24 protein-coding genes and 1 riboswitch are annotated in these 24,899 nt (G+C 59.7%); of the genes, 13 read left to right on the top strand and 11 right to left on the bottom strand.

Translation table 11 applies throughout. From position 1 onward, the window contains the following. Window positions 1-45 precede the first annotated feature (45 nt). On the top strand, window positions 46-678 hold the full coding sequence (locus tag AC2FLZ_RS00505) for a MarC family protein (RefSeq protein ID WP_480476530.1): 633 nt from the start codon (window positions 46-48) through the stop codon (window positions 676-678). A 5-nt stretch (window positions 679-683) separates the two neighbouring features. Here AC2FLZ_RS00505 and AC2FLZ_RS00510 read toward each other — a convergent pair whose 3' ends face one another. Continuing rightward, window positions 684-1,616 (bottom strand): glycine--tRNA ligase subunit alpha, encoded by a 933-nt coding sequence (locus AC2FLZ_RS00510; protein ID WP_267363360.1) that lies wholly within the window; start codon window positions 1,614-1,616, stop codon window positions 684-686. Between the two features lie 207 nt (window positions 1,617-1,823). Between AC2FLZ_RS00510 and AC2FLZ_RS00515 the strand changes: the two genes are divergently transcribed. After that, entirely contained in the window at window positions 1,824-3,563 is a 1,740-nt protein-coding gene (locus AC2FLZ_RS00515) for a serine protease (protein ID WP_496808606.1), read from the top strand. Between the two features lie 70 nt (window positions 3,564-3,633). On the opposite strand, the gene AC2FLZ_RS00520 is transcribed toward AC2FLZ_RS00515, so the two are convergent. The 5 genes from AC2FLZ_RS00520 to metZ form a co-directional block, all read right to left on the bottom strand. Beyond that, complete coding sequence (locus tag AC2FLZ_RS00520; protein WP_480919427.1) at window positions 3,634-5,208, bottom strand: 5-guanidino-2-oxopentanoate decarboxylase; 1,575 nt, start codon at window positions 5,206-5,208, stop codon at window positions 3,634-3,636. Next, entirely contained in the window at window positions 5,208-6,656 is a 1,449-nt protein-coding gene (locus AC2FLZ_RS00525) for a TrkH family potassium uptake protein (protein WP_480476522.1), read from the bottom strand. The genes AC2FLZ_RS00520 and AC2FLZ_RS00525 overlap by 1 nt, the downstream gene beginning before the upstream one ends. Window positions 6,657-6,715: 59 nt before the next feature. Then, window positions 6,716-7,354, bottom strand: coding sequence for a hypothetical protein (locus AC2FLZ_RS00530; RefSeq protein ID WP_480493441.1), 639 nt, complete (start codon window positions 7,352-7,354; stop codon window positions 6,716-6,718). Between the two features lie 283 nt (window positions 7,355-7,637). Then, a complete protein-coding gene (gene folE2 / locus AC2FLZ_RS00535; RefSeq protein WP_496808607.1) occupies window positions 7,638-8,741 on the bottom strand; it encodes a GTP cyclohydrolase FolE2 in 1,104 nt (367 codons plus the stop codon). Between the two features lie 247 nt (window positions 8,742-8,988). Then, on the bottom strand, window positions 8,989-10,179 hold the full coding sequence (gene metZ / locus AC2FLZ_RS00540; protein ID WP_480476516.1) for an O-succinylhomoserine sulfhydrylase: 1,191 nt from the start codon (window positions 10,177-10,179) through the stop codon (window positions 8,989-8,991). Window positions 10,180-10,240: 61 nt separating this feature from the next. Beyond that, window positions 10,241-10,318: riboswitch (SAM riboswitch) on the bottom strand. 123 nt (window positions 10,319-10,441) lie between these two features. Here metZ and AC2FLZ_RS00545 point away from each other — a divergent pair. Then, the gene (locus AC2FLZ_RS00545; protein WP_480493443.1) at window positions 10,442-11,140 is read left to right on the top strand and encodes a glutathione S-transferase N-terminal domain-containing protein; all 699 of its coding nucleotides are present in this window, start codon (window positions 10,442-10,444) and stop codon (window positions 11,138-11,140) included. 133 nt (window positions 11,141-11,273) lie between these two features. After that, window positions 11,274-12,230, top strand: coding sequence for a calcium/sodium antiporter (locus AC2FLZ_RS00550; RefSeq protein ID WP_496881593.1), 957 nt, complete (start codon window positions 11,274-11,276; stop codon window positions 12,228-12,230). 149 nt (window positions 12,231-12,379) lie between these two features. Here AC2FLZ_RS00550 and AC2FLZ_RS00555 read toward each other — a convergent pair whose 3' ends face one another. Together AC2FLZ_RS00555 and AC2FLZ_RS00560 are read right to left on the bottom strand one after the other, a co-directional pair. Next, window positions 12,380-12,877, bottom strand: a complete 498-nt coding sequence (locus AC2FLZ_RS00555; RefSeq protein WP_480624312.1) for a hypothetical protein — start codon at window positions 12,875-12,877, stop codon at window positions 12,380-12,382. A 240-nt stretch (window positions 12,878-13,117) separates the two neighbouring features. Further along, on the bottom strand, window positions 13,118-13,489 hold the full coding sequence (locus tag AC2FLZ_RS00560; protein WP_480476508.1) for an OB-fold nucleic acid binding domain-containing protein: 372 nt from the start codon (window positions 13,487-13,489) through the stop codon (window positions 13,118-13,120). Between the two features lie 127 nt (window positions 13,490-13,616). Between AC2FLZ_RS00560 and AC2FLZ_RS00565 the strand changes: the two genes are divergently transcribed. Both AC2FLZ_RS00565 and AC2FLZ_RS00570 read left to right on the top strand, forming a co-directional pair. After that, window positions 13,617-13,940 carry a 2Fe-2S iron-sulfur cluster-binding protein gene (locus AC2FLZ_RS00565; protein ID WP_209504265.1) on the top strand — a complete coding sequence of 108 codons (324 nt, stop codon included), beginning with the start codon at window positions 13,617-13,619 and terminating at the stop codon, window positions 13,938-13,940. Further along, complete coding sequence (locus tag AC2FLZ_RS00570) at window positions 13,940-14,683, top strand: FG-GAP repeat domain-containing protein (RefSeq protein WP_480516608.1); 744 nt, start codon at window positions 13,940-13,942, stop codon at window positions 14,681-14,683. The genes AC2FLZ_RS00565 and AC2FLZ_RS00570 overlap by 1 nt, the downstream gene beginning before the upstream one ends. A gap of 134 nt (window positions 14,684-14,817) precedes the next feature. On the opposite strand, the gene purD is transcribed toward AC2FLZ_RS00570, so the two are convergent. Then, window positions 14,818-16,086, bottom strand: coding sequence for a phosphoribosylamine--glycine ligase (gene purD, locus AC2FLZ_RS00575; RefSeq protein WP_496881594.1), 1,269 nt, complete (start codon window positions 16,084-16,086; stop codon window positions 14,818-14,820). 76 nt (window positions 16,087-16,162) lie between these two features. On the opposite strand from purD, the gene xseA reads away from it, so the two are divergent. Together xseA and AC2FLZ_RS00585 are read left to right on the top strand one after the other, a co-directional pair. Then, the gene (gene xseA / locus AC2FLZ_RS00580) at window positions 16,163-17,647 is read left to right on the top strand and encodes an exodeoxyribonuclease VII large subunit (protein ID WP_496881595.1); all 1,485 of its coding nucleotides are present in this window, start codon (window positions 16,163-16,165) and stop codon (window positions 17,645-17,647) included. A 3-nt stretch (window positions 17,648-17,650) separates the two neighbouring features. Then, the gene (locus tag AC2FLZ_RS00585) at window positions 17,651-18,292 is read left to right on the top strand and encodes a glutathione S-transferase family protein (RefSeq protein WP_496881596.1); all 642 of its coding nucleotides are present in this window, start codon (window positions 17,651-17,653) and stop codon (window positions 18,290-18,292) included. On the opposite strand, the gene AC2FLZ_RS00590 is transcribed toward AC2FLZ_RS00585, so the two are convergent. Next, window positions 18,293-18,673: a hypothetical protein gene (locus AC2FLZ_RS00590; protein ID WP_480516600.1), complete on the bottom strand. Its 381-nt coding sequence runs from the start codon at window positions 18,671-18,673 to the stop codon at window positions 18,293-18,295. It abuts the gene before it with no gap. Between the two features lie 155 nt (window positions 18,674-18,828). On the opposite strand from AC2FLZ_RS00590, the gene AC2FLZ_RS00595 reads away from it, so the two are divergent. From AC2FLZ_RS00595 to AC2FLZ_RS00615, 5 genes are all read left to right on the top strand, one after another. Beyond that, complete coding sequence (locus AC2FLZ_RS00595) at window positions 18,829-19,467, top strand: lysoplasmalogenase family protein (RefSeq protein WP_480554672.1); 639 nt, start codon at window positions 18,829-18,831, stop codon at window positions 19,465-19,467. Between the two features lie 58 nt (window positions 19,468-19,525). Continuing rightward, entirely contained in the window at window positions 19,526-20,668 is a 1,143-nt protein-coding gene (ftsY, locus tag AC2FLZ_RS00600; RefSeq protein ID WP_480554670.1) for a signal recognition particle-docking protein FtsY, read from the top strand. An 88-nt stretch (window positions 20,669-20,756) separates the two neighbouring features. Next, window positions 20,757-21,659: an EamA family transporter gene (locus AC2FLZ_RS00605; RefSeq protein ID WP_480554669.1), complete on the top strand. Its 903-nt coding sequence runs from the start codon at window positions 20,757-20,759 to the stop codon at window positions 21,657-21,659. Window positions 21,660-21,675: 16 nt separating this feature from the next. Then, window positions 21,676-22,281: an inner membrane-spanning protein YciB gene (locus AC2FLZ_RS00610; protein ID WP_480476490.1), complete on the top strand. Its 606-nt coding sequence runs from the start codon at window positions 21,676-21,678 to the stop codon at window positions 22,279-22,281. Window positions 22,282-22,394: 113 nt separating this feature from the next. Beyond that, entirely contained in the window at window positions 22,395-23,063 is a 669-nt protein-coding gene (locus tag AC2FLZ_RS00615) for a Crp/Fnr family transcriptional regulator (RefSeq protein WP_480476488.1), read from the top strand. A gap of 218 nt (window positions 23,064-23,281) precedes the next feature. Here AC2FLZ_RS00615 and AC2FLZ_RS00620 read toward each other — a convergent pair whose 3' ends face one another. Then, window positions 23,282-24,775, bottom strand: coding sequence for a Do family serine endopeptidase (locus tag AC2FLZ_RS00620; protein ID WP_480554668.1), 1,494 nt, complete (start codon window positions 24,773-24,775; stop codon window positions 23,282-23,284). Window positions 24,776-24,899 lie beyond the last annotated feature (124 nt).

Raw genomic sequence — 24,899 nt, forward strand, 5'->3', positions numbered from 1 at the left:
TAGGACAGGTTTCATCCGGGGACAGGCAGAAACGAGGTCAACACGATGGAATCCACCCTTGCCGTCGGATTTTTCGGCGCATTGTTTGCGATCATGAACCCGGTCACCAACCTGCCGGTGTTTCTGAGCGTCACTCAGGACCTGTCCGCCGCCGAACAACGCAAGATTGCGGTCAAAACAGCGGTTTACTGCCTGATCCTTGGCGGCGCCTTTGCCTTGGTCGGTAGTCAGGCGCTTGGCCTTTTTGGCATTAGTGTCAATCATCTGCGCGTCGCCGGTGGTCTGGTTGTCATGATGATCGGCCTTAACATGCTGAACGGACACGAAAGCACCTCTCATCACGGGACGAAGGGGGAAAAGGACGCTTACCCCGAACCGGATACCGTCGCCTTTTATCCGCTGGCCTTTCCCGTTTTGGTCGGCCCCGGCACGATCACCACGCTGATCCTGTATGCACACCAGATCAAGAAGCCCGTAGAAGCCATTGTTTATGCTGGTGTATTCCTTGCCATTGTTGGCCTGCTTCTGATCACGTTCTGGAACGCGGCCTGGCTGGCCCAACGCCTGTCCGACACCGCGCGCGTGATCATGAGCCGCTTTATGGGGATGATTCTGGCGGCTATCGCCGTCAGCATGATCGCGGACGGCCTGAAAGCCCTGTTGCCGGGGCTGGCCTGATCGCCTCATCCGGCGCTGAACCCGGCGGCCTCGGTCTGCACAAAGGCATCCGCGCATTGCTTGGCCAGCGCCCGCACGCGCCCGATATAGGCCTGCCGTTCGGTGACCGAGATCACGCCCCGTGCATCCAGCAGATTGAAGATGTGTGACGCCTTGATGCATTGGTCATAGGCCGGATGCGCCATGATAATACGCTTGCCGGTTTTCGGGTCGTCATGTGCCTGCGCCAGGATAGTGGCGCATTCAGCCTCGGCCTCTTCGAAATGGCGCAGCAGAACCTCGGTATTGGCCACGTCAAAGTTCCAGCGGGCGTATTCCTCTTCCGTCTGTTTGAAGATGTCGCCGTATTTCAGCGGGCTGGGCGATTGCGGATCGTTGAACGGCATGTCCATCACGTGGTCGATGCCCAGCACATACATCGCCAGACGCTCGAGCCCATAGGTCAGCTCGCCCGAGACAGGCGTGCAGTCATGGCCGCCGACCTGCTGGAAATAGGTGAACTGGCTGACTTCCATTCCGTCACACCAGACTTCCCAGCCAAGCCCCCAAGCGCCCAGCGTGGGGCTTTCCCAGTCGTCTTCGACAAAGCGGATATCATGCAGGTCCATGTCGATGCCGATGGCCTGAAGGCTGCCCAGATACAGCTCCTGCAAATCCGGCGGGCTGGGTTTGATCAGCACCTGATACTGGTAGTAATGCTGAAGCCGGTTGGGGTTTTCGCCATAGCGCCCATCCGTGGGACGGCGCGACGGTTGAACATAGGCTGCGGCCCATGCCTTGGACCCCAGCGCCCGCAAAGTGGTAGCGGGATGGAACGTCCCTGCCCCGACCTCCATGTCATAGGGTTGCAGAATCGCGCAGCCTTTCGAGGCCCAGTAGGACTGAAGCCTAAGGATGATTTCCTGAAATGAACGCGGTGCGCTGGTCGGTTCGGTCATGACATTCCCTCTGGGCGCCCCGTGCGCCCGGTTCCGGTCGGTTTGGCCCTTCCTATGCAAGGGGTCGAGGGGCGTCAACGGGGCTTTGGGCTGTGGCTGTATCTGCGCGGCCACACCACAAATTCCCCGCATTCACAGCATGGTATTTGGCAAATGAAATCGCGTATTCTGCACCTCAGTACAAACACCGCATAACACGGGCAGACTATGACACGCGTATTTTCAGCAATTCTTTTGTTTCTTCTGGTCGGCCTGCGCGCCGCGACCGCACAACAAGATCCCGGCGTCTGGGTTCAGGTCGAGGCGCAGCCCTCGCTGCGCGAAGCGCAGGACCGGGCGCAAGCCTATGCCAGCACCTTGCCCGACGTGAACGGGTTTCGGCTGAACAGCGGCTGGTATGCCATAGTCATTGGCCCCTATTCGCGCGGCGATGCCGAGCAGGTTTTGCGCGTATACCGGGCCGAGGGGCAGATCCCGCGTGACAGCTTTGTCGCGTTTTCAAGCGCGCTGGGGCAGCAATTCTGGCCGGTCGGCGAAAACGCGGTGAACCGCGACGTTGTTAGCGTGCTGACAGAACCGGCAGCACAGGCGGAAGAACCCGTGGCGGTTACGACCCCGCAGGATTCGGATGAAACCCGCGAACAGGCGTTGCAATCCGAGCGCCTTTTGACGGCGCTGGAACGGAAAGACCTACAAACAGCCCTGCAAGCGGCGGGTTTCTATAATTCGACTATCGATGGCGCTTTCGGTCAGGGAACCCGCCGGTCGATGGGCGATTGGCAGCGCTTCAATGGTTATGAGGCGACGGGCATTCTGACCACGGTGCAACGCAAGGCCCTGATAGATGAATACAACGCGCCGCTGATCTCGGCCGGGATAGAACGGTATTCCGATGACGCAGCCGGAATTGCGCTGGACATGCCGTTAGGTACAGTCAGCTTTGATCGCTATGAGGCGCCGTTCGTGCATTTCAAAAGCGCCTCGGACCTGAACGCCCAGGCCCTTTTGATCAGTCAGGAGGGTGACAAGAACACGCTGCGCGCCCTTTACGAGGTGATGCAGTCGCTTGAGATTGTTCCGCTGAACGGCCCGCGCGAGCTGGGTCGCGACCAGTTTACCCTTGAAGGGCGCGGCAATGGGATCGTGTCATTCACGCAGGCGCGGCTGGATGATGGAAAGATCAAGGGCTTTACACTCGTCTGGCCCGAAGGGGACGAAGCGCGCCGCCTGCGTGTTCTGGCTGCGATGGCGACCAGCCTGAGCACAACCGGCGCGGTTCTGGATGCCGCCGCCGGTGCGGATGCGGAACAGCGCATCGATCTGGTCTCGGGTCTTCAGATCCGCAAGCCCCGGTTGTCGCGGTCGGGCTTTTTCGCTGGTGCGGACGGCACGGTTCTGACGGTGTCCGAAGCCGCCGAAAGCTGCACCCGGATCACTCTGGAAGGGGATCAGGAGGTTCAGCTGGCGCTGACGGACCCGGAGCTTGGTGTTTCGGTTCTGCGTCCTGCAAAAGCTCTTGCCCCTATGAGTGTTGCTGCTTTCAGCACCACCCAACCGCGCATCCAGTCCGAAGTGGCCGTATCCGGCTTTTCCTACCAGGGGGCTTTGGGCGCACCGACGCTGACCTACGGCCAAATCGCGGATATCCGTGGCCTGAACGGCGAGACGGGTGTCAAACGGCTGGCGCTGAACGCACAGCCCGGCGATGCGGGCGGGCCGGTCTTCAACGACAGCGGCAACGTGGTTGGCATGCTGCTGCCCACACCGTCCGAGGGGCGCACCCTGCCCGCGTCAGTCAGCCTTGCGGCAACGGTCGAGCGGTTGACAGAAATCCTGACGAAAGCCGGTGTTTCCGGTCAGTCGAGCGAGGAAACCACCCGGATTTCCCCCAACGAGCTGAACCGGCGCGCGACCGGAATGACGGTTCTGGTGCATTGCTGGGATTGAACGCGCGCAGATATTGAAACCAGACATTGAAACATCAAAGCGCCGCATGAACCTGCGGCGCTTTTATTTGTTACAGAATGTCCGGGGTCACGTGGATCAAGGTCGGGACAGGTGCATCGAAAGCCGCGCGAACCGCGCTCTGCATCTCAGCCAGAGATGAAGGGGCTGAGGCGCGCGCGCCAAAAGCTTCGGCCAGCTTGCAGAAGTCCGGGTTATGCGCCACCACTGCATTGGGCGCGATCTGGCTGCGGACCATGCTGTCTTCGATTTCTTTCAGTTTGCCATTGTCCCACAGGATGATCGGCAGCGACAAACCCAGTTCGACCGCAACACCCAGTTCCTGCATCGTATAGTGGAACCCGTAATCCCCGGCGATAACCGCCGTTGGTTTGCCGCGCCGCGCCACCGCGCCGCCAATTCCGGCCGGTAGACCATAGCCCAGCGTTCCGAACCCGGTCGGATGGTGCCAGTGATGCGGATAGGCCATGTCCCACACCTCTTTCGCGACATAGGCGAATTGGGTCATGTCGGAATAGATCATGGTATCAGCGGGCATCGCGGCGCGCAGCGCATCGGCCACTGCTGCAATTCCGGGCCGTTCGGCATCCACCTCGGCCCGCCACCGGGCGCGGGTTTCGGATATTTCGTCGGGCGACCAGCCGGTTGCCGGTTTCAGGTTTTCGGTCGCCTGCCACAAGGCGCGGGCAAAGCTTTCGCTGTCGGTTTGCAGTTTGATCGCGGCGCGATGGTGGTCCGACAGGACTTCGGGATCAAGGTCAACGCGGATCAGCGTTGACGAATGCCCAAGGTCGCTGCGCCACAGATCGACCTCGCCCAATTCGGCGCCGACCGCGATGACCAGATCCGCCGAGGCGATAACCTCGGCGCTGCCGGGGCGCGGCAGCGACGCGCCGAAATCCAGCGGATAGTTTGCGCCCGGCAGCCCGCGCCCTGCGTATGTAGTAAAGCATGCAGCCCCAAGCTGTGTCAGAATCTGCCGCCAGTCGTTGGACTTGCAACCGCCCCCAAGAATGAACAGCGGCCTGCGCGCAAGGTTCAGCATCGAGACAACCGGCGATACGTCAGGCGGCAACGCCTTGGTGCGCAACGCAGGCTGGTTGGGGAAAGGTGCCGGATCAGCCTCGGCCTGCAACTGCGCGATTGGCACCTGAATGTGCTTGGGGCGCGGGCGCGACAGCTCGAATTCTTCAAAGGCGCGTTCGACCAGCGCATAGGCGGCCTCGGCCGTGTTGGCCTGTGCCGACCAGTGTGCAACGGTTCCGGCCGCAAGGCGCTGGTCCTTCATCTGGTGCAACTGGCCGCGCAGCGCCTGTGTTTCATCAAGGCAGGACGACACCACCAGCATCGGCACCGAGTCGCTGTAGGCCTGCCCGATCGGCGTCATGATGTTGCACAAGCCGGGCCCGGTGATCACATAGGCAACCCCCGGCTTGCCGGTTGCGCGGGCATACCCATCGGCCATAAACCCCGCCCCCTGTTCGTGACGGGCCAGAACATGTTGGATGCCAGCCTCTTCCATGCCGCGATACATTTCCTGATTGTGAACGCCGGGTATACCAAAAATCACGTCCACGCCACGATCCTTGAGCATATGCGAAATCTGCGCGCCAAGGGGTCTTTTCATCAGCCTCTCCAGAATTGAACAGTGAAGATCGCGTAAACGGCCAACAGCTCGAGCCGCCCGACCAGCATCCCGATTGTCAGCAACCATTTAGCCGTGTCGTTGAGATTTGCGAAATTGCCCGCTGGTCCGATCTGATCGCCCAGACCGGGACCGACATTGGCCAGCGCGGTCGCTGCCCCGGAAACGGCTGTGATAAAGTCCAGACCGGTCAGCGCCAGCGCCCAGGACAGCACGCCCATCGATAGGACAAAGAACATGAAGAAGCTCATCACCGAGGTCAGAATACCCTGCCCCACAGGCCGCCCATCATAGAGCGGCACGAACACGCCATGCGGAGACCTGATCCGTTTGATCTGACTTTTGATCGAGGCAAACAGCAGCTGATAGCGGAATATCTTGATCGAACATGCGGTCGATCCCGCGCAGCCGCCAATCAGGCCGATCAGGAAGAACATCATGATCGGAAAGCTGCCCCAGCCCATGTAATCGACACTGGCATAGCCGGTGCCCGAGATGATCGAGGTGATGTTGAACAAAGATTCCCGAAACGCCTGTTCCCAGTGATGCGGAAAGACCGATGTCAGGAAAATCGACATGATGATGACCAGAACCAGAATGGTCGCCAGAAACACGCGAACTTGACTGTCTTTCCACAAGGACGCTGTATGGCCGTTTGCCAGCTGGACGTAGCGCACAAAAGGAAGCGCCGCCAAAATCATGAAGACCGACGCCGCATATTCGGCGGGCCCCGAGAAGGTTCCGAACGAGGCGTCATAATTCGAGAACCCGCCGGTCGAAAGCGTTGTCAACGCATGTACCAGGGCGTCGAAAAAGTTCATTCCCAAACCGGCGTAAACCAGCGCGCAGACAAGTGTCAGGAAGACATAGATGAGCGAAATCTGACCCGCGATCTCTTGCGCGCGAGGCAGGATTTTTCCCATTGTTTCAAAGCCTTCCGAGCGGAAGATTTGCATGCCACCAACGCGCAGCTCGGGCAGGAATACCATGGCGACAACGATGATCCCGATGCCCCCCAGCCATTGCAGGATACCGCGCCACAGCAAAAGCCCCTGCGGCAGGGTGTCCAACCCGGAAATCACTGTTGAACCTGTTGTTGTCAGGCCGGACATCGCCTCGAAATACGCATCGACAAAGCGCAGCTCGGTTTCACCGAACAGAAACGGAATTGCGCCAAACAGGGGCAGCGCCGCCCAAACACCGGTTGTCAACAGGAAGGTCTGGCGGATGGTCAGCCCTTCGCCCACACCGTTCGAGCAGCTCATCGCCAGAACGGACCCGGTCAGCGTCGTGATAATCGCGCTTTCCAGAAACACGTGCCATTCCCCGCGCCCCTCGATCAGGTCCGCGAGCATAGGCAGCAGCATGGTCGCCCCAAGAATGGCGACCAGCAAGCCAATCACATATCCGACCGGGCGAAGATCCATCATGACGCGCAGGGTTGGCGTGCCAACCCGACCGTGTCAAGCAGATGATCCCGGTTTACCCGTCAGTTTTTGGCATCTGCTCCGGGCATCACGGGTGGTTTGGACGGGGCACGAGTTTTTCGCGCCTGCGGTTTGCGCGGCTCTGTGGCCGGGGCAGATTTCGCCTGCACCTCAGCCGGGGCAGGATCGGCCGGTGTCGGCTTAACCTGCGTTGCCTGAACAGGCGCCGGTTTTGCAGGGGCGGGCTTGGGCGTTACGGGCGACACGGTTGCGGTCGCAGGTGTCACCGTAGATTCAACAGGTTTTACTGCTATTTCATCACTAACCGCTGGTGTCGGTTTGGCTGCCGCCGGGGGTGCTGCCGTGGGCCGCGGACTGGCTGAGAACTCAACCGGTGTGGCCGCCGGCTTGGACGGTGCAGGTTTGCGGGCCAGCTTTTTCTTGGGCGTTGACGATTTCACCGGTACGCGTTTCGCACGGGTCGCGGCGGGTTTGGGATTGGCCACCGGTTTTTCCGCCGGTGTTTCCACCGCAGGAACCGGTGCTGATGCTGCCAGGTGCAGGGCGTGGACCGGCACCATCGGCAGTTCAAGTGCCGAACGGGTCATGATCTGTGCGATCTTGATCTGGTTGACGATCGCATAGCCAGCCATGCGTATAGCTGCGGCCTGAAGCTCTAGCGGTTGGGTAATCGGATTCATTCCATAGATCTCCTCTGAAAACGATGCAGCCCGAAGAGTGAGGGTAAAGCGCCCTGCCCGCTCGGAGGGTCCGGGCGGAGGTAGGGGTCTTGCAGTCCAAGGCGTCTCACGTCTCGGCTTCCTTTCGGGTGACACACCATTGAGCGCGCCGGTGTGCCGAAGCTGCATTCCCCGTCAGGATACAGGAAGTCTTCACGCAATTGCAGCATTTTTGCTGCACTGCGGCGAATGAGCGCCGATCAGATAAATCTCTAATTAAATTCTAGCCACTTACCCGAGACGTTCAGCCAACGTGAAACAGGGTCGTAAACAGTTTCGGGTCCAGGCTGGACGCGGTGAAGGTTGGGCCTTCGGTCAGAATCGACACGGCGTCATGGCTGTGCAGGCTCTCTTGATGGCTTGCGACAACGCGAAAATCGCCAACGTGATGATCTGCCAAAAGCTCGGCGCAGAACAGGCGCGCGGCATCTTCGACAAAGATCGGATTGGCTGCGTTCAGCTCGGCAAATGCCTGTTCATCTTCGCGTTTCACCATGACCTGCGTTTCCGTCGGAACCGCACGGCGGCACAGCGCAATCAGGTCTTCAAACCACAGGCAATCCGCATCACAGTCCACGACAACCGAGATCCGCGCGACGGAGCGCTGCGAATGCGGCGTCGCCAGCTGACCACGCATCGACCGGGCATGTTCGCTGAGTTCCAAAGAACATGGGCAGGTCGAGGAATAGACATAGTCAAGGTGCATGATCTTTAGACGCACACCGTTCTGTTCGACCAGTTCCAGCGCTATATCGTAATACTGGTACCCTTCAAGGCCCGAGCGCAGGCTTTTGATCCTGTCCGGGTAGGAAAAGCGCATCTGGATACGGGCGTCGAAGCTGTCCAGATCGGACATGTAATCGTCCAGAGCGGATTCCATGACCTCAAAGCTGAACGTCCGTTCCGCATGTTTGTAGAAAGATCGCATTATCCGGGACATATTGATGCCCTTTTTCTCGGCCTCGAGGCTGACCGTGCCGGTGATCGAGGTTTCCAGCGTCAGGTCTTCGCCCTCTTTCCGGTGGAAGCGGATCGGCAGGCGGAAGTTCGAAATACCCACATGTTGAATCTGCTGTTTGGCCCCACGGATCAGGCTGGACGGGCCGTTCTGCAAATCCGGCAAGGATGCGCGGTACGCCGCATCGACAGTAAAGTCATCGGGGTAAGCGCGCGAAAAGGGCGGATAGTTGCCCGCCGCCAAACCGGGCAGCAGCCGGGCCACAGCCGGGTCAAGCTGGTTTATCTCGGCTTCCGAGGCGGACTTTGCCCATTGCCGCAAAACGTTCAAAGCCTCGGCAGCCTTGTCCCGATTCGGTTTTTCATCAATGTCGCGCGGGTGAACGTTCATCAGCGGCAGTTCCTTGGTTGGTCGTCGGACTATATATGACTGATGGTCTAATACCAGTCTAACCCGATACGTCGGCAATAGCAGCCCGGATTGAAAAATCCGGCGCAAAACCGTCATCTCGCAACAGTTAGCGCCTTTTGAAGGCGGGAACAGCGGGTGGTGCGCCTGGCTGCCGCCCGAAACAGAGTGGCCGCATGGGCAGGCAGCCAGCCCCCACGCACGAAAAGGGCGCGCGGGGGGCTTTGGTTTATTTCTGCGAGGCTTCCAACGCTTGCTGAAGGTCGGCCAGCAAGTCACCGGCATCCTCAAGCCCGACGGAAAAGCGGATCAGACCTGGTGTAATGCCCAGCTGGTCCTTCTGCACGTCACTGAGACGCTGGTGTGTTGTTGTCGCCGGGTGCGTCGCGATGGATTTGGCATCGCCCAGGTTGTTCGAGATCACCGGGATAGTCATCGCATTCAGGAAGGCAAACGCTGCATCCTTGCCGCCCTTGATGTCCAGCGACAGCACGGTTCCGCCCTTGCCGCCAAGTTGGGTCTGAACCAGCGCGTTCTGGGCATGGGTTTTCAGACCGGGGTAAAGTGTACGTTCCAGCGCCGGGTGCCCTTCCAGCGCCTCGGCAATCTTTTGCGCGCTTTCGGCTTGAGCATTGACCCGCAGCGCCATCGTCTCAAGACCCTTGAGCATGATCCACGCATTGAACGGGCTCAGCGCGCCGCCGGTATGCTTAAGATAGGGTTCAACTGTTCCTCGGATGAAGTCCTTGGTTCCGATGATCACACCGCCCAGCGCACGGCCCTGCCCATCGATATGCTTGGTCGCTGAATAGACGACCACATCCGCACCCTGCTGGATCGCGCGCGAGAACACCGGGGTCGAGAACACGTTGTCCACCACGACAACGGCTCCGACCGCATGGGCCAGATCGGCCACGGCGGCGATATCGATCACCTCAAGCGTGGGGTTCGACATGGATTCAAAGAAAACGGCCTTGGTGTCCGGGCGGATCGCAGCCTTCCACTGTTCCAGATCGGTGCCGTCAACAAAGGTCACGTCCACGCCATAGCGGCTCAGGATGTTTTCAAGGATATAGAGGCACGAGCCGAACAGCGCCTTGGCCGAAACGACATGGTCCCCGGCCTTCAGCATCGAGGTCAGCGCGCCGTTGACGGCGGCCATACCCGAGGCCGTCGCAAACGCATCTTCGCCGCCTTCCAGCGCCGCGATGCGCTGCTCGAACATGGACACGGTCGGGTTGCCGTAACGGGCATAGATGAACTCGTCCGGGCCACATTCCAGAAACCGGGCCTCGGCCTGTTCAGCGTTTTCGTAGACGAAACCCTGCGTCAGAAAAATCGCCTCGCTCACCTCGTTATACTGGCTGCGACGGATGCCGCCATGGACGGCTTGGGTGCGTTTGTTCCAGTTCTCGCTCATCTCAATCCTTTCAGCCTCGGGTGGAGGCAAACAAAAAACCCCAGACGCGGCCAAGCGAAAGGGGTCTTTCATCCTGACCTTTTAGCGGTGTTGTTTAGCGTGGCCCGCAATCCGGTAACAAATCGCCACGTAGCTTCAGGATCGCAATACGCCTCGGGCGGTTCTCGGTCAAGCCCGGCCTGCGGTTCGGTCACGCTTTCGTAAGCGGTACTTGCCGAACCGGCAGAAACCCGCATGATCCCCGTCAACATCAGGAGAACACATGGCTGACCCGATTGATCTGTATTTCTGGCCGACACCGAATGGCTGGAAAGTTTCCATCGCCTTGGAAGAGATGGAGCTGCCCTACACCACCCATCTGATCAATATCGGCAAGGGTGACCAGTTCGACCCCGGTTTCCTGAAGATCGCGCCCAACAACCGGATGCCCGCCATCGTCGATCCCGACGGGCCGGACGGCGCACCTATTTCGGTTTTCGAAAGCGGCGCGATCCTGATGTATCTGGCCCGCAAGACCGGGCGGTTCTATGGCAGGACCGAGCGCGACCGGATCGCGGTCGAGGAATGGCTGATGTGGCAGATGGGAGGCGTTGGCCCGATGGCGGGTCAGGCGCATCACTTCCTGAAATACGCCCCGCAACTGGACCCGCCACAGGACCTGCCCTATGCCAAGGACCGCTACCGCGCCGAGGTCGCGCGCCTTTACGGCGTACTGGACCGGCGGCTGGCCGAAAACGAGTATGTCGCGGGCGATTTCTATTCCATCGCCGACATGTCGATCTGGGGCTGGGCCAGCCTGTGGGAAGGTCAGCAGCAGGTACTGGAGGACAAGCCGCACTTTGCCCGCTGGCTGGAGACCGTCAGCGCCCGCCCAGCCGTTCAGGCCGGACGCGCGCTTTATGCCGAGTTGCGAGGGGATCACCGGGACAAGCAGGCGCAGAGCGTTTTGTTCAAGCGGTAGGCTTGTTCCATGGCCGGTTTTGAGGTCAATCTTACGTATGCTGCGTGATGCGCGAATATCCGCCTTTGCTATTGTATAGGTTTGGCAAATCATTACATGAGCGACGGAAATCCTTCAGAAAGACCCACTCAAGATGTACGCGGCATTATTTGTCGTTTTTGGCCTTGTTGGCTTAGTGGTCGGTGGCGAATTGGTGGTGCGCGGATCGGTTTCTGCTGCCAAGTCGTTCGGTATTTCACCGATGGTCATTGGACTGACACTGGTTGGCTTCGGAACGTCAACACCGGAACTGGTTACAAGCTTGCAAGCCGCGCTTTCCGGTTCTTCAGGCATTTCAATTGGGAATGTTGTTGGCAGCAACATTGGGAACATTCTTCTAATACTCGGCATCGCAGCACTCATCGCGCCTATCGCCGTGAACCCGAGAGCACTCCGCCGGGACGGCACGGCGGTCGTGATAGTAACTCTCCTTTGTTTAAGCGTAGTTCTATACGGCGAAACCAGCCGGCTGATCGGCGCAGGGCTTGTCGTCACCTTAGCGGCCTATCTGGGCTTCACACTGTGGTCTGAGTATAGGTCCGAAGGCACGCCAGCCGCAGCTGTCTACGAGAACGAAGCAGAAGCCGTAGTCGGCCCAGAAACATCACTTGCCGTGTCGTTACTGATCACCGTTGCAGGGCTGGCGATCACCATATTTGGGGCAAAGCTCTTGGTGACAGGTGCCGTGTCTCTTGCCGAGACAGCGGGGCTTTCGGAGACGGTAATTGGGCTGACAATTGTTGCAATCGGAACCTCAATGCCGGAACTCGTCACTTCAATCATCGCAGTTCGGAAAGGTGAGGGAGATGTCGCACTCGGGAACGTCTTGGGCAGTAACATCTTCAACATCTTGGGTATCCTTGGCGTAACTGTCCTGGTGCAACCTATGGTCATTCCTGGCGAGATTATTCGTCTCGATATCTGGGTTCTGTGTGCCTCAACGCTTGTCCTTATCGGGTTTGCCCGAAGCGGCTGGTCAATCAGTCGGCGCGAGGGCGGGCTCTTTGTGCTCGCTTACGTTGTCTATCTTGGTGTGCTTCTGGCTCGATAAGCGTTCACTCGAATAGCCTAGCTGTCTAATGAAGCGGACCTTTACAGCGGTGCAGTTATGGCCCGCTTTGTCCCCGTACCAGGTTACTCCGCCCCGCACCAACACGACCAGCACCCCCGGGCGGCGAATTCTTAGCGCAGGGTGACCTGTCAGCGAAACTGGAATTCAGGTTCCGCGGCGAAAGACATGGATATGCCTGTCCAGTGCCCATTGCGCAGCCTTGCAACGTTCCGCCCGTCAACGCGCATCCGGGTTGTCAGGACAAATGTGGCCTGCCCTTTGTTCGCTCCGGCTTTCTGGGCTGCGCCGTCAGAACGCTCTGCCCTTTCGAAAAGCATCCCATCGGGTTTTGCCGACCGACGGGACCGAAAGCTCGGGATCAAATGCGGCTTTCGATCCGCTTTCTCCGCCGAGCGCGACGCCTCCATCCGCTTGAGTTGCTGCAACTCCGACCGAAGCCTTTTTGCAGTCTCAACCTGCCTGCGTTCAAAGGAATAAGCGCTCAACGCCTCATCAATCATTCGGGCGGTATGAACATATCCCGCTGAACGCGTGAGTTCCGAGAGCTCAGCCAGACGGTCGGAAATCCGGCTTTCGTCCAGAGAGACGGTATTTTGGAGCGATCCTTGGTGTGTTGCGTTGGGCATCCGAACTGACTCTGAAAAGACGTTGAGTGATGCGCAATCCGGCCCGAGCTTTGACACAAGCCGATGCGCAAAGATGCGTGTCACTACGCGCCCGGTGCCAAAGAGTCGACCATCCCGCGTTCAAGTGGCGGAAAAGCGCCTTAATCGCGCATTTGGGGCATAGAAAACATATCGCCCGCCCTTCAGGCGCGGGTTTGAGGCACTGCGACGGACAATGTCGGATTGATCCGCACAGCAGGCCTAACCCTGCCCCTGCACCAGCAGGTCCAGCATGCCCGAGATATCCTCGATCTCTTCCGCGATCACATGGGTCACCGAATGCGCCCGCTGCATCCGGCCCGTCACCTTCAGCAACCGCCCCGAGATCACCGCACGGCGGAAGCGTTCGTAGATTTTGCGCCAGACCACCACGTTGACGATCCCGGTCTCATCCTCAAGCGTCAGAAAGATCACGCCTTTGGCTGTCCCCGGCCGCTGCCGCAAGATCACCAGCCCGGCCACGGCCACACGCGCCCCTTCGGGCGGAGCCTCCAGCTGGGCGGAGGGCAGACAGGACGGCGGTCGCGGCCAGTCCCGGTTTGAAATCGCGCGGTGAAAAGGGGCAGTAAACATAAGAACAAAAATAGAACAAAATACAGGAAAGTCCAGACACGGCGCAAGGAGTCGCAAATGAGGCTGGAAACACCTAACTCCCTTCACTAAGGAAGGTTTCGAACATCGCAAAAGGAAGACGCACGCAATGGCAAAGATCACCTATGTCGAGCATGGCGGTACCGAGCACACTGTCGAGGTCGCCAACGGACTGACTGTCATGGAAGGGGCCCGAGACAACAATATTCCCGGCATCGAGGCCGATTGCGGCGGTGCCTGCGCCTGCTCGACCTGCCATGTCTATGTCCACCCCGACTGGGTCGAGAAGATCCCGGCCAAGGACGACATGGAAGAGGATATGCTGGATTTCGCCTATGAGCCCGACCCGGCCCGCTCGCGCCTGACCTGCCAGATCAAGGTGACCGACGCGCTGGACGGTCTGATTGTCCAGATGCCCGAAAAGCAGATCTGATGCTGTCCAAAGCGCCGCGTCAACCCGCCCGCCTGTGGCAATGTCGGGTGCGCAGCGCTTTGCTCCCTTTTGGCATGTGGTGCGCGCTGCCAATCGCAGTCCCGGCGGACACCATCACCGACGCTCGCTTCACGGAACCAACCACGCGATACGCGCATGGTGTTTTGGGCGACAACATCGAATACGGCGCGCTGGAACTTGTGGTCAATGACACAGTCGTAACGGTTCGCCTGCCACAGGACCGTGTATTCGAAGACCTCGCGCCGCGTCTGGCAGACATCGACAGGGACGGCGCGGTTGAAGCAATTGTCGTTGAAACGCAGGACACAACAGGCGCTCAGCTTGCGATCTACAACGCCGCTGGCGAAAAAATCGCGGCCACACCTCATATCGGCGCACGTTTCCGCTGGCTCGCCCCGGTCGGTGCTGCTGATCTGGACGGTGACGGCAATATCGAAATCGCCTATATCGACCGCCCCCACCTGGCCAAAACCCTGCGCATCTGGCGCTTCAAAGATGGCGGCCTGACCGAAATCGCCGCTCTGCCCGGCCTGACCAACCACAAGATCGGTGAGGATTTCATTTCCGGCGGCCTGAGGAGCTGTGGTGAACCCCCTGAGATGATCCTCGCAAGCGCCGACTGGTCGCAGATCATCCGTGTTTCCTATCAGGATGGCTGGCATCTGACGGACCTGGGCCCGCTCAAACACCGCGACAGTCTCACATCAGCCCTAAAGTGCTGATCCGCTTCTTCATCTGGCCAAAAATATCCTGGGGGTGAGCGGTTGAAAGGAAATCGTCCAGTGGACGATTTCGACCGCGAACGCGCGCAGCGTCGGGAGGCCGCAAGGCCGAGGGGGCAAAGCCCCATGCCCGATCATCCCTCCAAAGCGCGCCAGCCGATATCGCTACGATAGAACCCTTCGGGCCAATCCACGGCATCAACCATCTGATACGCCCGGTCGCGCGCCTCTTGCAGCGTTTTTCCGCGCGCGGTCACGTTCAGAACGCGCCCGCCGACAGCCTGCACCTGCCCCGCAGCCTCGCTAGTGCCGGCATGAAACACCATATTGCTGCTGTCCTCGGGCATGCCGTCCAATCCTTTGATGACCGTGCCCTTCTCGTAGGTTCCCGGATAACCTTTGGCCGCCATCACGACCGTCATCGCGTGATCATCAGCCCAGTTGACCCGCATCTCGCCCAGCCGCCCTTCGGCGGTGGCATGCAACAGGTCCATCGCCTGCGCGCCCAGACGCATCATCAGGACCTGACATTCCGGGTCCCCAAAACGGACGTTGTATTCCACAAGGCGCGGCTGGCCGTCCTTGATCATCAGCCCCGCATAGAGAATTCCCTGAAACGGTGTGCCCCGGCGCTTCATTTCGGCAATGGTGGGGCGCACGATTTCTTCCATCGCGCGCGCTTCAACTTCCACACTCAGAACCGGCGCCGGAGAATAGGCACCCATCCCCCCGGTGTTCAGGCCGGTATCCCCTTCGCCCACCCGCTTGTGGTCTTGGGCCGTGCCGATGGACAGGATGTCTTGGCCGTCGCACAGAACAAACAAAGACGCCTCTTCGCCGTCCATAAACTCTTCGATCACGACCTCGGCCCCGGCCCCGCCAAAAGCACCGCCGAACATGTCGTCAATGGCGTCAAGCGCCGTGTCTTCGTCCATGGCCACGATCACGCCCTTGCCGGCGGCCAGACCATCGGCCTTAACCACGATGGGCGCGCCCTGTTCGCGGATATAGGCCTTGGCGGGCTCGGGCGCGGTGAACCGCGCATAAGCGGCGGTGGGCGCGTGTGCCGCGTCGCAGATTTCCTTGGTAAAGCTTTTCGAGGCTTCCAGCCGGGCCGCTTCGGCAGACGGTCCGAAAACCAGCACCCCGGCTTCGCGCAGGCGATCCGCCACTCCGGCGGCCAAGGGGGCCTCGGGACCGACAATCACGAAATCAATCGCGTTTTCCTCGGCAAAGCTGACGACGGCCCCACCGTTTTCGATATCCAGAGCGGCACACTCCGCGATCTGAGCGATCCCGGCATTGCCCGGCGCCACGATCAGACGGTCGCATTTTGGGTTTTGCATCACCGCCCAGGCCAGGCTGTGTTCGCGCCCGCCGCTGCCGAGAATAAGGATGTTCATGGGGTCGTCTCCGATCTGCTTGGCCTCGCCTGCGCGGCGTTCTAAGCTGGGTGAGCAATTGAAACAAGGCGCTGAAATGTCCGACCTGCTTGATGACCCGATTCCGGGCCAAAACACCCCTGAATACACGGTTTCCGAGGTCTCGGGCGAGGTGAAGCGCACGCTGGAAGGCGCGTTCGGGCGAATCCGCGTGCGCGGCGAAGTTGGCCGCGTGTTCAAGGCCCGGTCCGGGCACCTGTACTACGACATCAAGGACGACCGGAACGTTTTGGCCTGCACGACATGGAAAGGTCAGGTTTCCAGCCTCTCGGTCGTGCCAGAGGAAGGGCTGGAGGTTGTCGTCACCGGTCGCCTGACCGCTTTTGGCGCACAGTCCAAATACAACCTGAATGTCGATGAAGTTGCGGTCGCTGGTCAGGGCGCGCTCATGGCCTTGCTGGAAAAGCGCAAGAAACAGCTTGAGGCCGAAGGTTTGTTTGCGCCCGAGCGCAAGAAGCCCCTGCCGTATCTGCCGCAGATCATCGGCGTTGTGACATCGCCTTCGGGCGCGGTGATCCGTGACATTCTGCATCGGCTTCGGGACAGGTTCCCGCGCAAGGTACTGATCTGGCCCGTGGCCGTGCAGGGCGCAAACTGCGCCCCCGAGGTTTCCCGCGCCATCGAAGGGTTCAACCAGTTGACACCCGGCGGTGCACTGCCCCGTCCTGACCTGATCATCGTGGCCCGTGGCGGTGGGTCGATCGAAGATCTTTGGGGCTTCAACGAAGAAAGTGTCGCGCGCGCCGCCGCCGCATCGGACATACCGCTGATTTCGGCCGTTGGGCATGAAACCGACACGACCCTGATCGATTTCGTCTCGGACCGCCGCGCGCCTACACCCACAGCTGCGGCAGAGCTGGCCGTGCCGGTCCGCATCGAACTGCTGGCCTGGACCGGCGAGCAAGGCGCCCGCTTGTCGCGCGCGGCAACGGACGCGGTGCAGCGCCGTTCGCAAAGGCTGCGCGATTTGTCCCGCGCCCTGCCGCGCCCGGACAGTCTGTTGAACTCCCCCCGACAACGCCTTGATTTGATTGCAGATCGCCTGACCCCGGCTTTGAAGCGAGGAGTGCAAAACCGTCGCCTGCAAGTGGTGGAACTGTCAGCGCATCTGCGCCCGTCAACTCTGCGCGGGGTGGTCTCGGCCCGGCAGGAATCACTGCGCAACCTGTCGTCGCGCCTGTCCCTGCGCCCGCTTCAACGCGAGATCGGCCAGCACGCGCAAAACCTTGCCCGGCTTGGTGATCGGATGAACGCGGCACAGACCACGCGGCTGGATCGTCTGAAACATCAGTTGGAGGCCACAGACCGCCTGCGCGAAACGCTCAGCTACAAGGCGACGCTGGAACGCGGATATGCTGTGGTCCGCGCAGATGGGAATGTCATCACGACCAAGGCCGAGGCCGCAAAACACACAGTGCTGGACATCGAATTCGCCGATGGCATTCTTGGCACCGGGACAGCCGCAAAGCAGACCAACCGGAAATCCAAACCGGATGCACCAGATCAGGGATCGTTGTTCTAAGCCATGCTGACAATCTGGGGCCGTAAAACGTCATCGAATGTTCAGGCCCTGATGTGGTGCGTCGGAGAGCTGGATCTGCGCTTTCATCGCCACGATGCAGGGCACAGGTTCGGCGGGCTGGACACCGATGCCTTTCGCAAGCTGAACCCGAACGGCACCATCCCAGTACTACAGGATGGCGATCACCCACCGCTGTGGGAGACCGGCGCAATCCTGCGCTACCTGGCGAATGCCTATGGCGGGAATGCGTTCTGGCCACGCGACCCGGTTCAACGGGCCGAAGTCGACAAATGGGCGGAATGGGCCAAGATCAATGTCGCAATGGATTTCACGGTGCCCGTGTTCTGGCAGGTTGTGCGAACTGCTCCGGCGCAGCAGGACCAACACGCGATTAAACAGGCCGTTGCCGCACTGGAAAGCAAACTGGCACTTGCCGATACCCGGCTATCAGAAAACACCTACCTGTGCGGGTCCGATCTGACGCTGGCCGATATTCAGCTGGGACATATCCTTTATCGCTATTACGACATCGCCATATCTCGCAGGGTCCTGCCCAACCTGCGGCGCTATTACGAAAAGCTGACAGAAAGACCTGCATATCAGGAGCATGTCATGCTCAGCTATGATGAGCTTCGGGTGATCTAGTCAGACACCGACGTCGGGGCCATAACACACCATTTCTTCACCGATATCTTCCGCCTCGTACAGCTCGGTCGCCTGCGGGTCACCTTCAAACTGCGCGACGAGGCCACCGCCGGATCGCGTAAAGACCCAGCATTGCGGATCAAACCGGTCTTCGTAGATGAAACAAATCTGCTCTTCCTGCTGATACCAGACACCTTCCTTGCAATCGCCATCCAGAAAAGACCAGATCACGCGGCGGTTGGGCAAATAGCGTTCGACCCCGTAGACCTGCCCTTCGAACCCGTAAAACAGGGTCTTGCCCCGCGTATAGGTGTCGAATTCGGGGCCGGACAAAGGGGTCTGGGCCACAGCGGGCGGTGCGGCAAAACAGGCGAGAATCATCAGCGCTCGGAACATACGCCCATTGTGTCAGATGCGATCCGGCGACGCCATTCACCCTTTGGCCGAGGGTTGGCGAAACACGCTTAACTCCACGTAAGCGCTTGATTATTTGCCCCACTCGGGATGATGGTATTCGAAAACCGCAGTGAGGTGACATGACAACCTTTCTCTTCTGGATCGCCCTTGGCTGCGCATTGGGATACCTGCCCCTGACGGTCCGACCAGCCAGTTCCTTGCGCACTGTGCTGAAAACCGCCTCGGTCGCCGTGTTGGCAGTCATTGCGGTTCTGCAGGGCGGCCCATGGATGCTGGCCGTTGCGCTTGCACTGTGCGCGACCGGGGACGCGCTGTTGTCGCGTGAAACGGATGCCACGTTCATGGCTGGTATTGCCGCTTTTGCCGCCGGGCATCTGGCCTATATCGCCTTGTTTCTTTCGCATCCCGCCAGTTCCGCCAGCCTGATCTGGGACGCCCCCGCGATCGTGTGGTCTCTGATCATTCTGGGCATTGTCATGGCCACCTTGCTTGCCTCTCGGGCCGGAGATCTCAAAGGCCCTGTTCTGGCCTATATACCGATCATCCTTGGCATGGGGATCACCGTGCTGGCGCTGCCCCAGACAGGTGCCCTGCGATGGGCGTTTCCGGCTGCAATCGCCTTCATCGCGTCCGACCTGATCCTTGCAACGGAAAAGTTCCTGCTGCCTGCGAACCATCCCGCCCACAAGCTGACTCCCTATCTGATCTGGCCGCTCTACTGGGGCGCGCAATTTGGGTTCGTCTTCGCTTTTGCGTGACCCTTTGCAACTGCCGCAAATCCGCATTAGGTGAAAGGAACACCTGCGGAGACCAAATATGGCGTTTTTCTCAAAGCTAAAGGACAAGCTGTTCAAATCCTCATCCCGCCTCGAACAGGGGCTGGACGCCATCGTCGAGGATGGTGGCGAGGAAATCGCCGCACCCGACCCAGTCCTCCCCGAACCAGAGCCCGAGCCGCAACCGGTCCCGGAAATTCCGGCCCCTGAACCGGCGCAGGAACCGTCTGAACAACCTGCCCCCGCGCCGGCAGACCCCAAGCCCATTGCCCCACCGCCGGAAATTCCCGAATCCAAAGGCATCCTGAACCGCCTGTTCAGCCGCGGCGGCGACGCCACTGAAATGCGCCGCACGCTGGATGACGACATGCTCGAGCAGCTCGAAGAGCTGCTGATCGCTTCTGACATGGGCGTCGACACCGCCCTCCGTGTCACCTCGAACATGGCCGAGGGGCGCTTTGGGCGCAAACTCTCGACCCGGGAAATCAAACAGCTTTTGGCGCAGGAAGTGTCCCGTGTGATGGAGCCCGTGGCCAAGCCACTGCCGATTTACCCCAAACGCCCGCAAGTGGTGCTGGTCGTCGGTGTCAACGGCTCGGGCAAGACCACGACCATCGGCAAACTGGCCAGCCAGTTCAAGCAGGCTGGAAAAAAAGTCGTCATCGCCGCCGGTGATACCTTTCGTGCTGCGGCCGTCGAACAGCTGCAAGTCTGGGGCGACCGCGCCGGGGTTCCGGTTCTGACCGCGCCCGAGGGCTCGGATCCCGCCAGCCTCGCCTTTGACGCGCTGACCCGGGCACAGGCCGAAGGCGCGGACCTGCTGATGATCGACACCGCCGGACGCCTGCAAAACCGCACGGATCTGATGGAGGAGCTGGCCAAGATCGTCCGCGTCATCCGCAAGGTTGACGAGACCGCGCCGCACAACACCTTGCTGGTCCTCGATGCCACCACAGGCCAGAACGCGCTGAGCCAGGTGGAAACTTTCCGCAAGCTGGCCGATGTCTCGGGCCTGATCATGACCAAGCTGGACGGAACCGCCAAGGGCGGCGTGCTGGTCGCTCTGGCCGACAAGTTCGGCCTGCCGATCCATGCAATCGGGGTGGGAGAGCAGATTGATGACCTTGCCCCCTTCGACCCCGAAGAATTCGCCGCCGCCCTGACCGGGCTCGACAAGGGCTGATCCGCCACTTCATCTGGCCCTAAATATCCTCGGGGGTGTGGGGGCAGACAGCCCCCACCCCTTTCCGCCCGGCAAAAGGTTTGCGTATTTGAGCGACTGGCTGATCTCACTTGAAGGCACCGAAACCGGTCACCAACTGGCGCTGGCACTGGCGTTGATGGCTGCCTTCCTGCACGCCGCGTTCGGGGCGCTGCAGAAAGGCCGCCATGATCCATGGCTGTCCCGCGGTGCCATTGACGCCAGCTATGGCCTGATGGCCGCCCCGTTTGCCTTTTTTGTGGTGCCTTGGCCTGAACCACATATGTGGCCGATCTTCGCCCTCGTCTGGCTGATCCACATTGCCTACAAGACGCTGCAGGCCGCGGCGTACACCAAGGGGTCCTACACGGTCGTCTATCCCGTCGTGCGCGGGACAGGCCCGCTGTTTACGGTCATTGGTGCCTATCTCCTGTTCGGTGAAACATTCTCGACCGTGCAGTGGCTGGGCGTCGCAACCCTGCTGGCCGGGATATTTGGCCTGGCCGCCTATAATTTCCGGTTTCTCGAAACCAACCGGGACACACTGGGGATTGCGCTGGTCCTGGCGATCATTACGGGCCTGTTTGTAGCGCTTTACACCACCTATGACGCTTATGGCATACGCGCCACCGCCGACCCGTTCACATTTCTGGCCTGGTTCTTCATGATCGACGGCGCGGCGATGCCGGTCTACGCCTTCCTCAGATGGCGCGCGATGACACATCGCCCTGCACCCGGCCCGCTGATGCTGCGGGGTCTGGCTGGGGGCATCATCGCGCCTTTGTCATTTGGGTCGATCATGCTGGCCACACGGCTGGACAAAGTCGGTGAAGCCGCCGTGCTGCGCGAAACCTCAACCGTCTTTGCGGCGCTGATCGGCTGGCTTGTCCTGAAGGAGACCGTTGGCCCAAGACGCATTGCATTGATGGCATTGATTGCACTCGGCGCCGTAATAGTTGAAATGGGCGGGTAAGCAGCAGGACATACCGATGACAGGCAAAAAAGATATCAACCCATTTCTGAAACAGGTGCTGGAGCTTGGCCCGCCGCTGGCCTTCTTCTTCATCTACCTGCGCTTGCGTGATGACAGCTTTCTGATCGGTGGCACCGAGTATTCCGGCTTTATCATCGCCACGATTATCTTCGTCCCTTTGATGCTGGGGGCAATGGGTATCCTGTGGTATCTGACCGGCCAGCTTAGCCGGATGCAGATTTTCACGGCCTTCATGGTCATTTTCTTTGGTGGCCTGACCGCATGGTTCAATGACGAGCGGTTTTTCAAGATGAAAACCACGCTTGTCTATGGCCTGTTCGCCCTGATCCTTGGCATCGGGTTGCTGCAAAAGAAATCTTATCTGGCCTACGTACTGGATGAATTGCTGCCGATGAAGCACGAAGGGTGGATGATTCTGACGCGCCGCCTTTGCGCCTGTTTCGCCGTTCTGGCCGCCGCAAACGAGTTTGTCTGGCGCACCATGTCGACCGACCTTTGGGTCAAAATCGAAACCTTCGGATTTCCCATCGCGCTGATGGCCTTCCTGATGCTGCAATTCAGCATCCTGCAACGCTATATGGACGACCCGGAACAGAAATAGCTGTCCTGACGTCGCAATACCTGCAAAACAAACAAAATTCTTGGCTTAGCCGCCGAGCTATGGGAAGTTGTGCCACCACCCACACTCACACCTTACCCAAGATCGGTGTATACATGACGGCCTTTCCCACCAGCGGCTTCCTTTCGGAGGCCTCCGACGGGCTTAGAGAGATGCTTTCGGCGCAGGCGACCGACATCTCGCTGGCTCAAGGCGAAACCCTATTCGAACAGGGCGATGAAGGCGATTCGCTCTACGCCATTCTGGAAGGCACGCTTGAAGTGTCCTTTCTGGCGATGAGCGGGCGAAAGCTGACGCTGACCCTGATGCGCCCTGGCGAAGTCTTTGGCGAAATTGCACTGTTTGACAACGGCCCGCGCACGGCGACTATTGCGGCGGCCGAGCCATCGCGCGTTTTGCGCGTACGTCGCAATGACGTCATGAACCAGATCAGAAAACAGCCTGATCTTGCCGTGGATCTGATCCGGTTGGCCGGGGTGCGTATGCGATGGATGGGGTTGCAGCTGAACGAGCAGGTCTTTTTGCCCATGCCCATTCGATTGGCCCGAAAGCTGTTGCATCTGTCGGAATTGCAGGACGACCCAACGCAGCGCATCACCCTGTCGCAGAGCGAACTGGCCGAATTCGTCGGGGCCACACGCGAGGCCGTTTCCAAGACGATCTCGATCTGGAAACGCGACAATATTGTCGAATCCTCGCGCGGCGGATTGCTGATTCAGGATTTCGACGCTTTGCGGGAACTGGCCGATTCCGAACTTATCTGACCCAGTGTGATCTGGTTCACATACGAAGAGGTCGGCGTTGACCTAAGGTGAAGTTGTTACCGTAGGAGGTCAGAGAATCATCCCCGATATCTGTCCACTGATCTCTCCCTGTATCTGAGCCATACGCAATTACCGCGTATGGCTCATTTTCTTTCTGCATGCCTCTTCAGGTGTTCAGGCAATGAAAAAGGCCGGGTGCTTGTCCCGGCCTTTTCTAATCACTCTTCCAGGCTTAGCGCCACAAATCGCGGCTCGCCCCCCCTGCGAACCAAAAGCAGCAGGGATTTCCGCCCAGCCTCTCGCGATTGGTCCATTCGGGCCTCCAGATCCGCGATGGTTTCCACCTTTTGCTGACCCGCTTCGGTAATCAGGTCACCCGCGCGCAACCCTTTCGCGTAGGCTTCAGACGCTTCGTCGACATTCGAAATCACCAGACCTTCGGCATCTGCATCCAATCCCATATCCGCGCGCAGCGTATCTGTGAGCGGGGAGATGGTCAGCCCGAGAATATCGGCGTTTTCTTCGACCGGAGCATCTTGCGTTTCTTCTTCGTCATCTTCTTTGCTTTCTGCGTCTTCGCGGCGTCCCAGCGTGACCAGAATTGTCTGCGTGCCGCCATCGCGATGCACAATGACCCGGACAGCTTTGCCGACTTCTGTTTCGCCAACCTGACGGACCAGACCACGGGTGTCTTCGACCTCGACACCGTCAAAGCTGATGATCACGTCGCCTGCTTTCAGACCGGCCTCCTGGGCGGGGCCTTCCGGAACATCGCTGATCAGCGCGCCACCGGGCTTTTCCAGCCCCATGGCCTCGGCCATGTCCTCGGTCACGTCCTGAATGCGGACACCCAGCCAGCCGCGCCGGGTTTCACCAAACTCGCGCAGCTGATCGACAACCTTCACTACCACGTTCGACGCCATCGAAAAGCCGATGCCGATCGAGCCACCGTTGGGCGACAGGATGGCGGTGTTCACGCCGATCACTTCGCCGTCCATGTTGAACAACGGACCGCCCGAGTTGCCCCGGTTGATCGCCGCATCCGTCTGGATGTAGTCGTCATAAGATCCGCTGAGCGCCCGGTTGCGGGCGGATACGATACCAGCGGATACAGAAAAGCCCTGACCAAGCGGGTTGCCCATGGCAATAACCCAATCACCCACACGCGCCACGTCGCTGTCGCCGAATTGCACGTATTTCAAGGGGCCGGACGCTTCGACCTTGAGCAGCGCGATATCGGTTTTCTCATCGGTTCCGATGACCTTGGCCACCAGTTCTTTTTTGGGCTGCCCGTCGCCGGGGAAGAATTCTATGAGGATTTCATCAGCTTCCGCAATGACGTGATTGTTGGTGACAATAAAGCCATCCTCGGAGATCACAAAACCCGACCCAAGGGCGTTGCTGCGTCGGGGCGGGCCGTTGTCATTGCCGCCGTTGCGATCCTGAAACTCGCGAAAGAAATCCTCGAACGGAGACCCCTCGGGCACGATGCCCTGCGGACCTGTCTGACCTTCGATCAGGGTGCTTGTGGTGATGTTCACCACGGCCGGGCTGATCTTTTCCGCCAAGGGCGCAAGGCTTTCGCTTCTGGCCTGAGCGGAAACCGACTGCGCCAGCACAAGCAGTGTACCAGCAAAGGCCAGCCACATTAGCCGCATCCAAACACTCACGTCGTCCCACCGGACGGATAAACTGCGCGCTTTTGCCTGCACTTGAGCTCTCCTTGTCGACAATCTTGCCAAGGCCTGTATCGGCCTTTCTTAGTTTCCAATGTAGTCAGTTTAACCCGGTGAGCAACTCGGGATCGCAGCGAAATCACCCGCACGTGAAACCGCC

It is taken from the genome of Ruegeria sp. YKSF131 (assembly GCF_059612645.1).

What these genes read in the sequence shown, in the direction of transcription:
- AC2FLZ_RS00555 (WP_480624312.1), bottom strand. Translation starts at nt 12,877, where the DNA reads ATGCCCAACGCAACACACCAAGGATCGCTCCAAAATACCGTCTCTCTG.
- AC2FLZ_RS00505 (WP_480476530.1), top strand. Translation starts at nt 46, where the DNA reads ATGGAATCCACCCTTGCCGTCGGATTTTTCGGCGCATTGTTTGCGATC.
- AC2FLZ_RS00590 (WP_480516600.1), bottom strand. Translation starts at nt 18,673, where the DNA reads ATGATTCTCGCCTGTTTTGCCGCACCGCCCGCTGTGGCCCAGACCCCT.
- AC2FLZ_RS00570 (WP_480516608.1), top strand. Translation starts at nt 13,940, where the DNA reads ATGCTGTCCAAAGCGCCGCGTCAACCCGCCCGCCTGTGGCAATGTCGG.
- ftsY (WP_480554670.1), top strand. Translation starts at nt 19,526, where the DNA reads ATGGCGTTTTTCTCAAAGCTAAAGGACAAGCTGTTCAAATCCTCATCC.
- AC2FLZ_RS00585 (WP_496881596.1), top strand. Translation starts at nt 17,651, where the DNA reads ATGCTGACAATCTGGGGCCGTAAAACGTCATCGAATGTTCAGGCCCTG.
- AC2FLZ_RS00560 (WP_480476508.1), bottom strand. Translation starts at nt 13,489, where the DNA reads ATGTTTACTGCCCCTTTTCACCGCGCGATTTCAAACCGGGACTGGCCG.
- purD (WP_496881594.1), bottom strand. Translation starts at nt 16,086, where the DNA reads ATGAACATCCTTATTCTCGGCAGCGGCGGGCGCGAACACAGCCTGGCC.
- folE2 (WP_496808607.1), bottom strand. Translation starts at nt 8,741, where the DNA reads ATGAACGTTCACCCGCGCGACATTGATGAAAAACCGAATCGGGACAAG.
- xseA (WP_496881595.1), top strand. Translation starts at nt 16,163, where the DNA reads ATGTCCGACCTGCTTGATGACCCGATTCCGGGCCAAAACACCCCTGAA.
- AC2FLZ_RS00525 (WP_480476522.1), bottom strand. Translation starts at nt 6,656, where the DNA reads ATGATGGATCTTCGCCCGGTCGGATATGTGATTGGCTTGCTGGTCGCC.
- metZ (WP_480476516.1), bottom strand. Translation starts at nt 10,179, where the DNA reads ATGAGCGAGAACTGGAACAAACGCACCCAAGCCGTCCATGGCGGCATC.
- AC2FLZ_RS00595 (WP_480554672.1), top strand. Translation starts at nt 18,829, where the DNA reads ATGACAACCTTTCTCTTCTGGATCGCCCTTGGCTGCGCATTGGGATAC.
- AC2FLZ_RS00610 (WP_480476490.1), top strand. Translation starts at nt 21,676, where the DNA reads ATGACAGGCAAAAAAGATATCAACCCATTTCTGAAACAGGTGCTGGAG.
- AC2FLZ_RS00615 (WP_480476488.1), top strand. Translation starts at nt 22,395, where the DNA reads ATGACGGCCTTTCCCACCAGCGGCTTCCTTTCGGAGGCCTCCGACGGG.
- AC2FLZ_RS00530 (WP_480493441.1), bottom strand. Translation starts at nt 7,354, where the DNA reads ATGAATCCGATTACCCAACCGCTAGAGCTTCAGGCCGCAGCTATACGC.
- AC2FLZ_RS00550 (WP_496881593.1), top strand. Translation starts at nt 11,274, where the DNA reads ATGTACGCGGCATTATTTGTCGTTTTTGGCCTTGTTGGCTTAGTGGTC.
- AC2FLZ_RS00520 (WP_480919427.1), bottom strand. Translation starts at nt 5,208, where the DNA reads ATGAAAAGACCCCTTGGCGCGCAGATTTCGCATATGCTCAAGGATCGT.
- AC2FLZ_RS00545 (WP_480493443.1), top strand. Translation starts at nt 10,442, where the DNA reads ATGGCTGACCCGATTGATCTGTATTTCTGGCCGACACCGAATGGCTGG.
- AC2FLZ_RS00565 (WP_209504265.1), top strand. Translation starts at nt 13,617, where the DNA reads ATGGCAAAGATCACCTATGTCGAGCATGGCGGTACCGAGCACACTGTC.
- AC2FLZ_RS00510 (WP_267363360.1), bottom strand. Translation starts at nt 1,616, where the DNA reads ATGACCGAACCGACCAGCGCACCGCGTTCATTTCAGGAAATCATCCTT.
- AC2FLZ_RS00515 (WP_496808606.1), top strand. Translation starts at nt 1,824, where the DNA reads ATGACACGCGTATTTTCAGCAATTCTTTTGTTTCTTCTGGTCGGCCTG.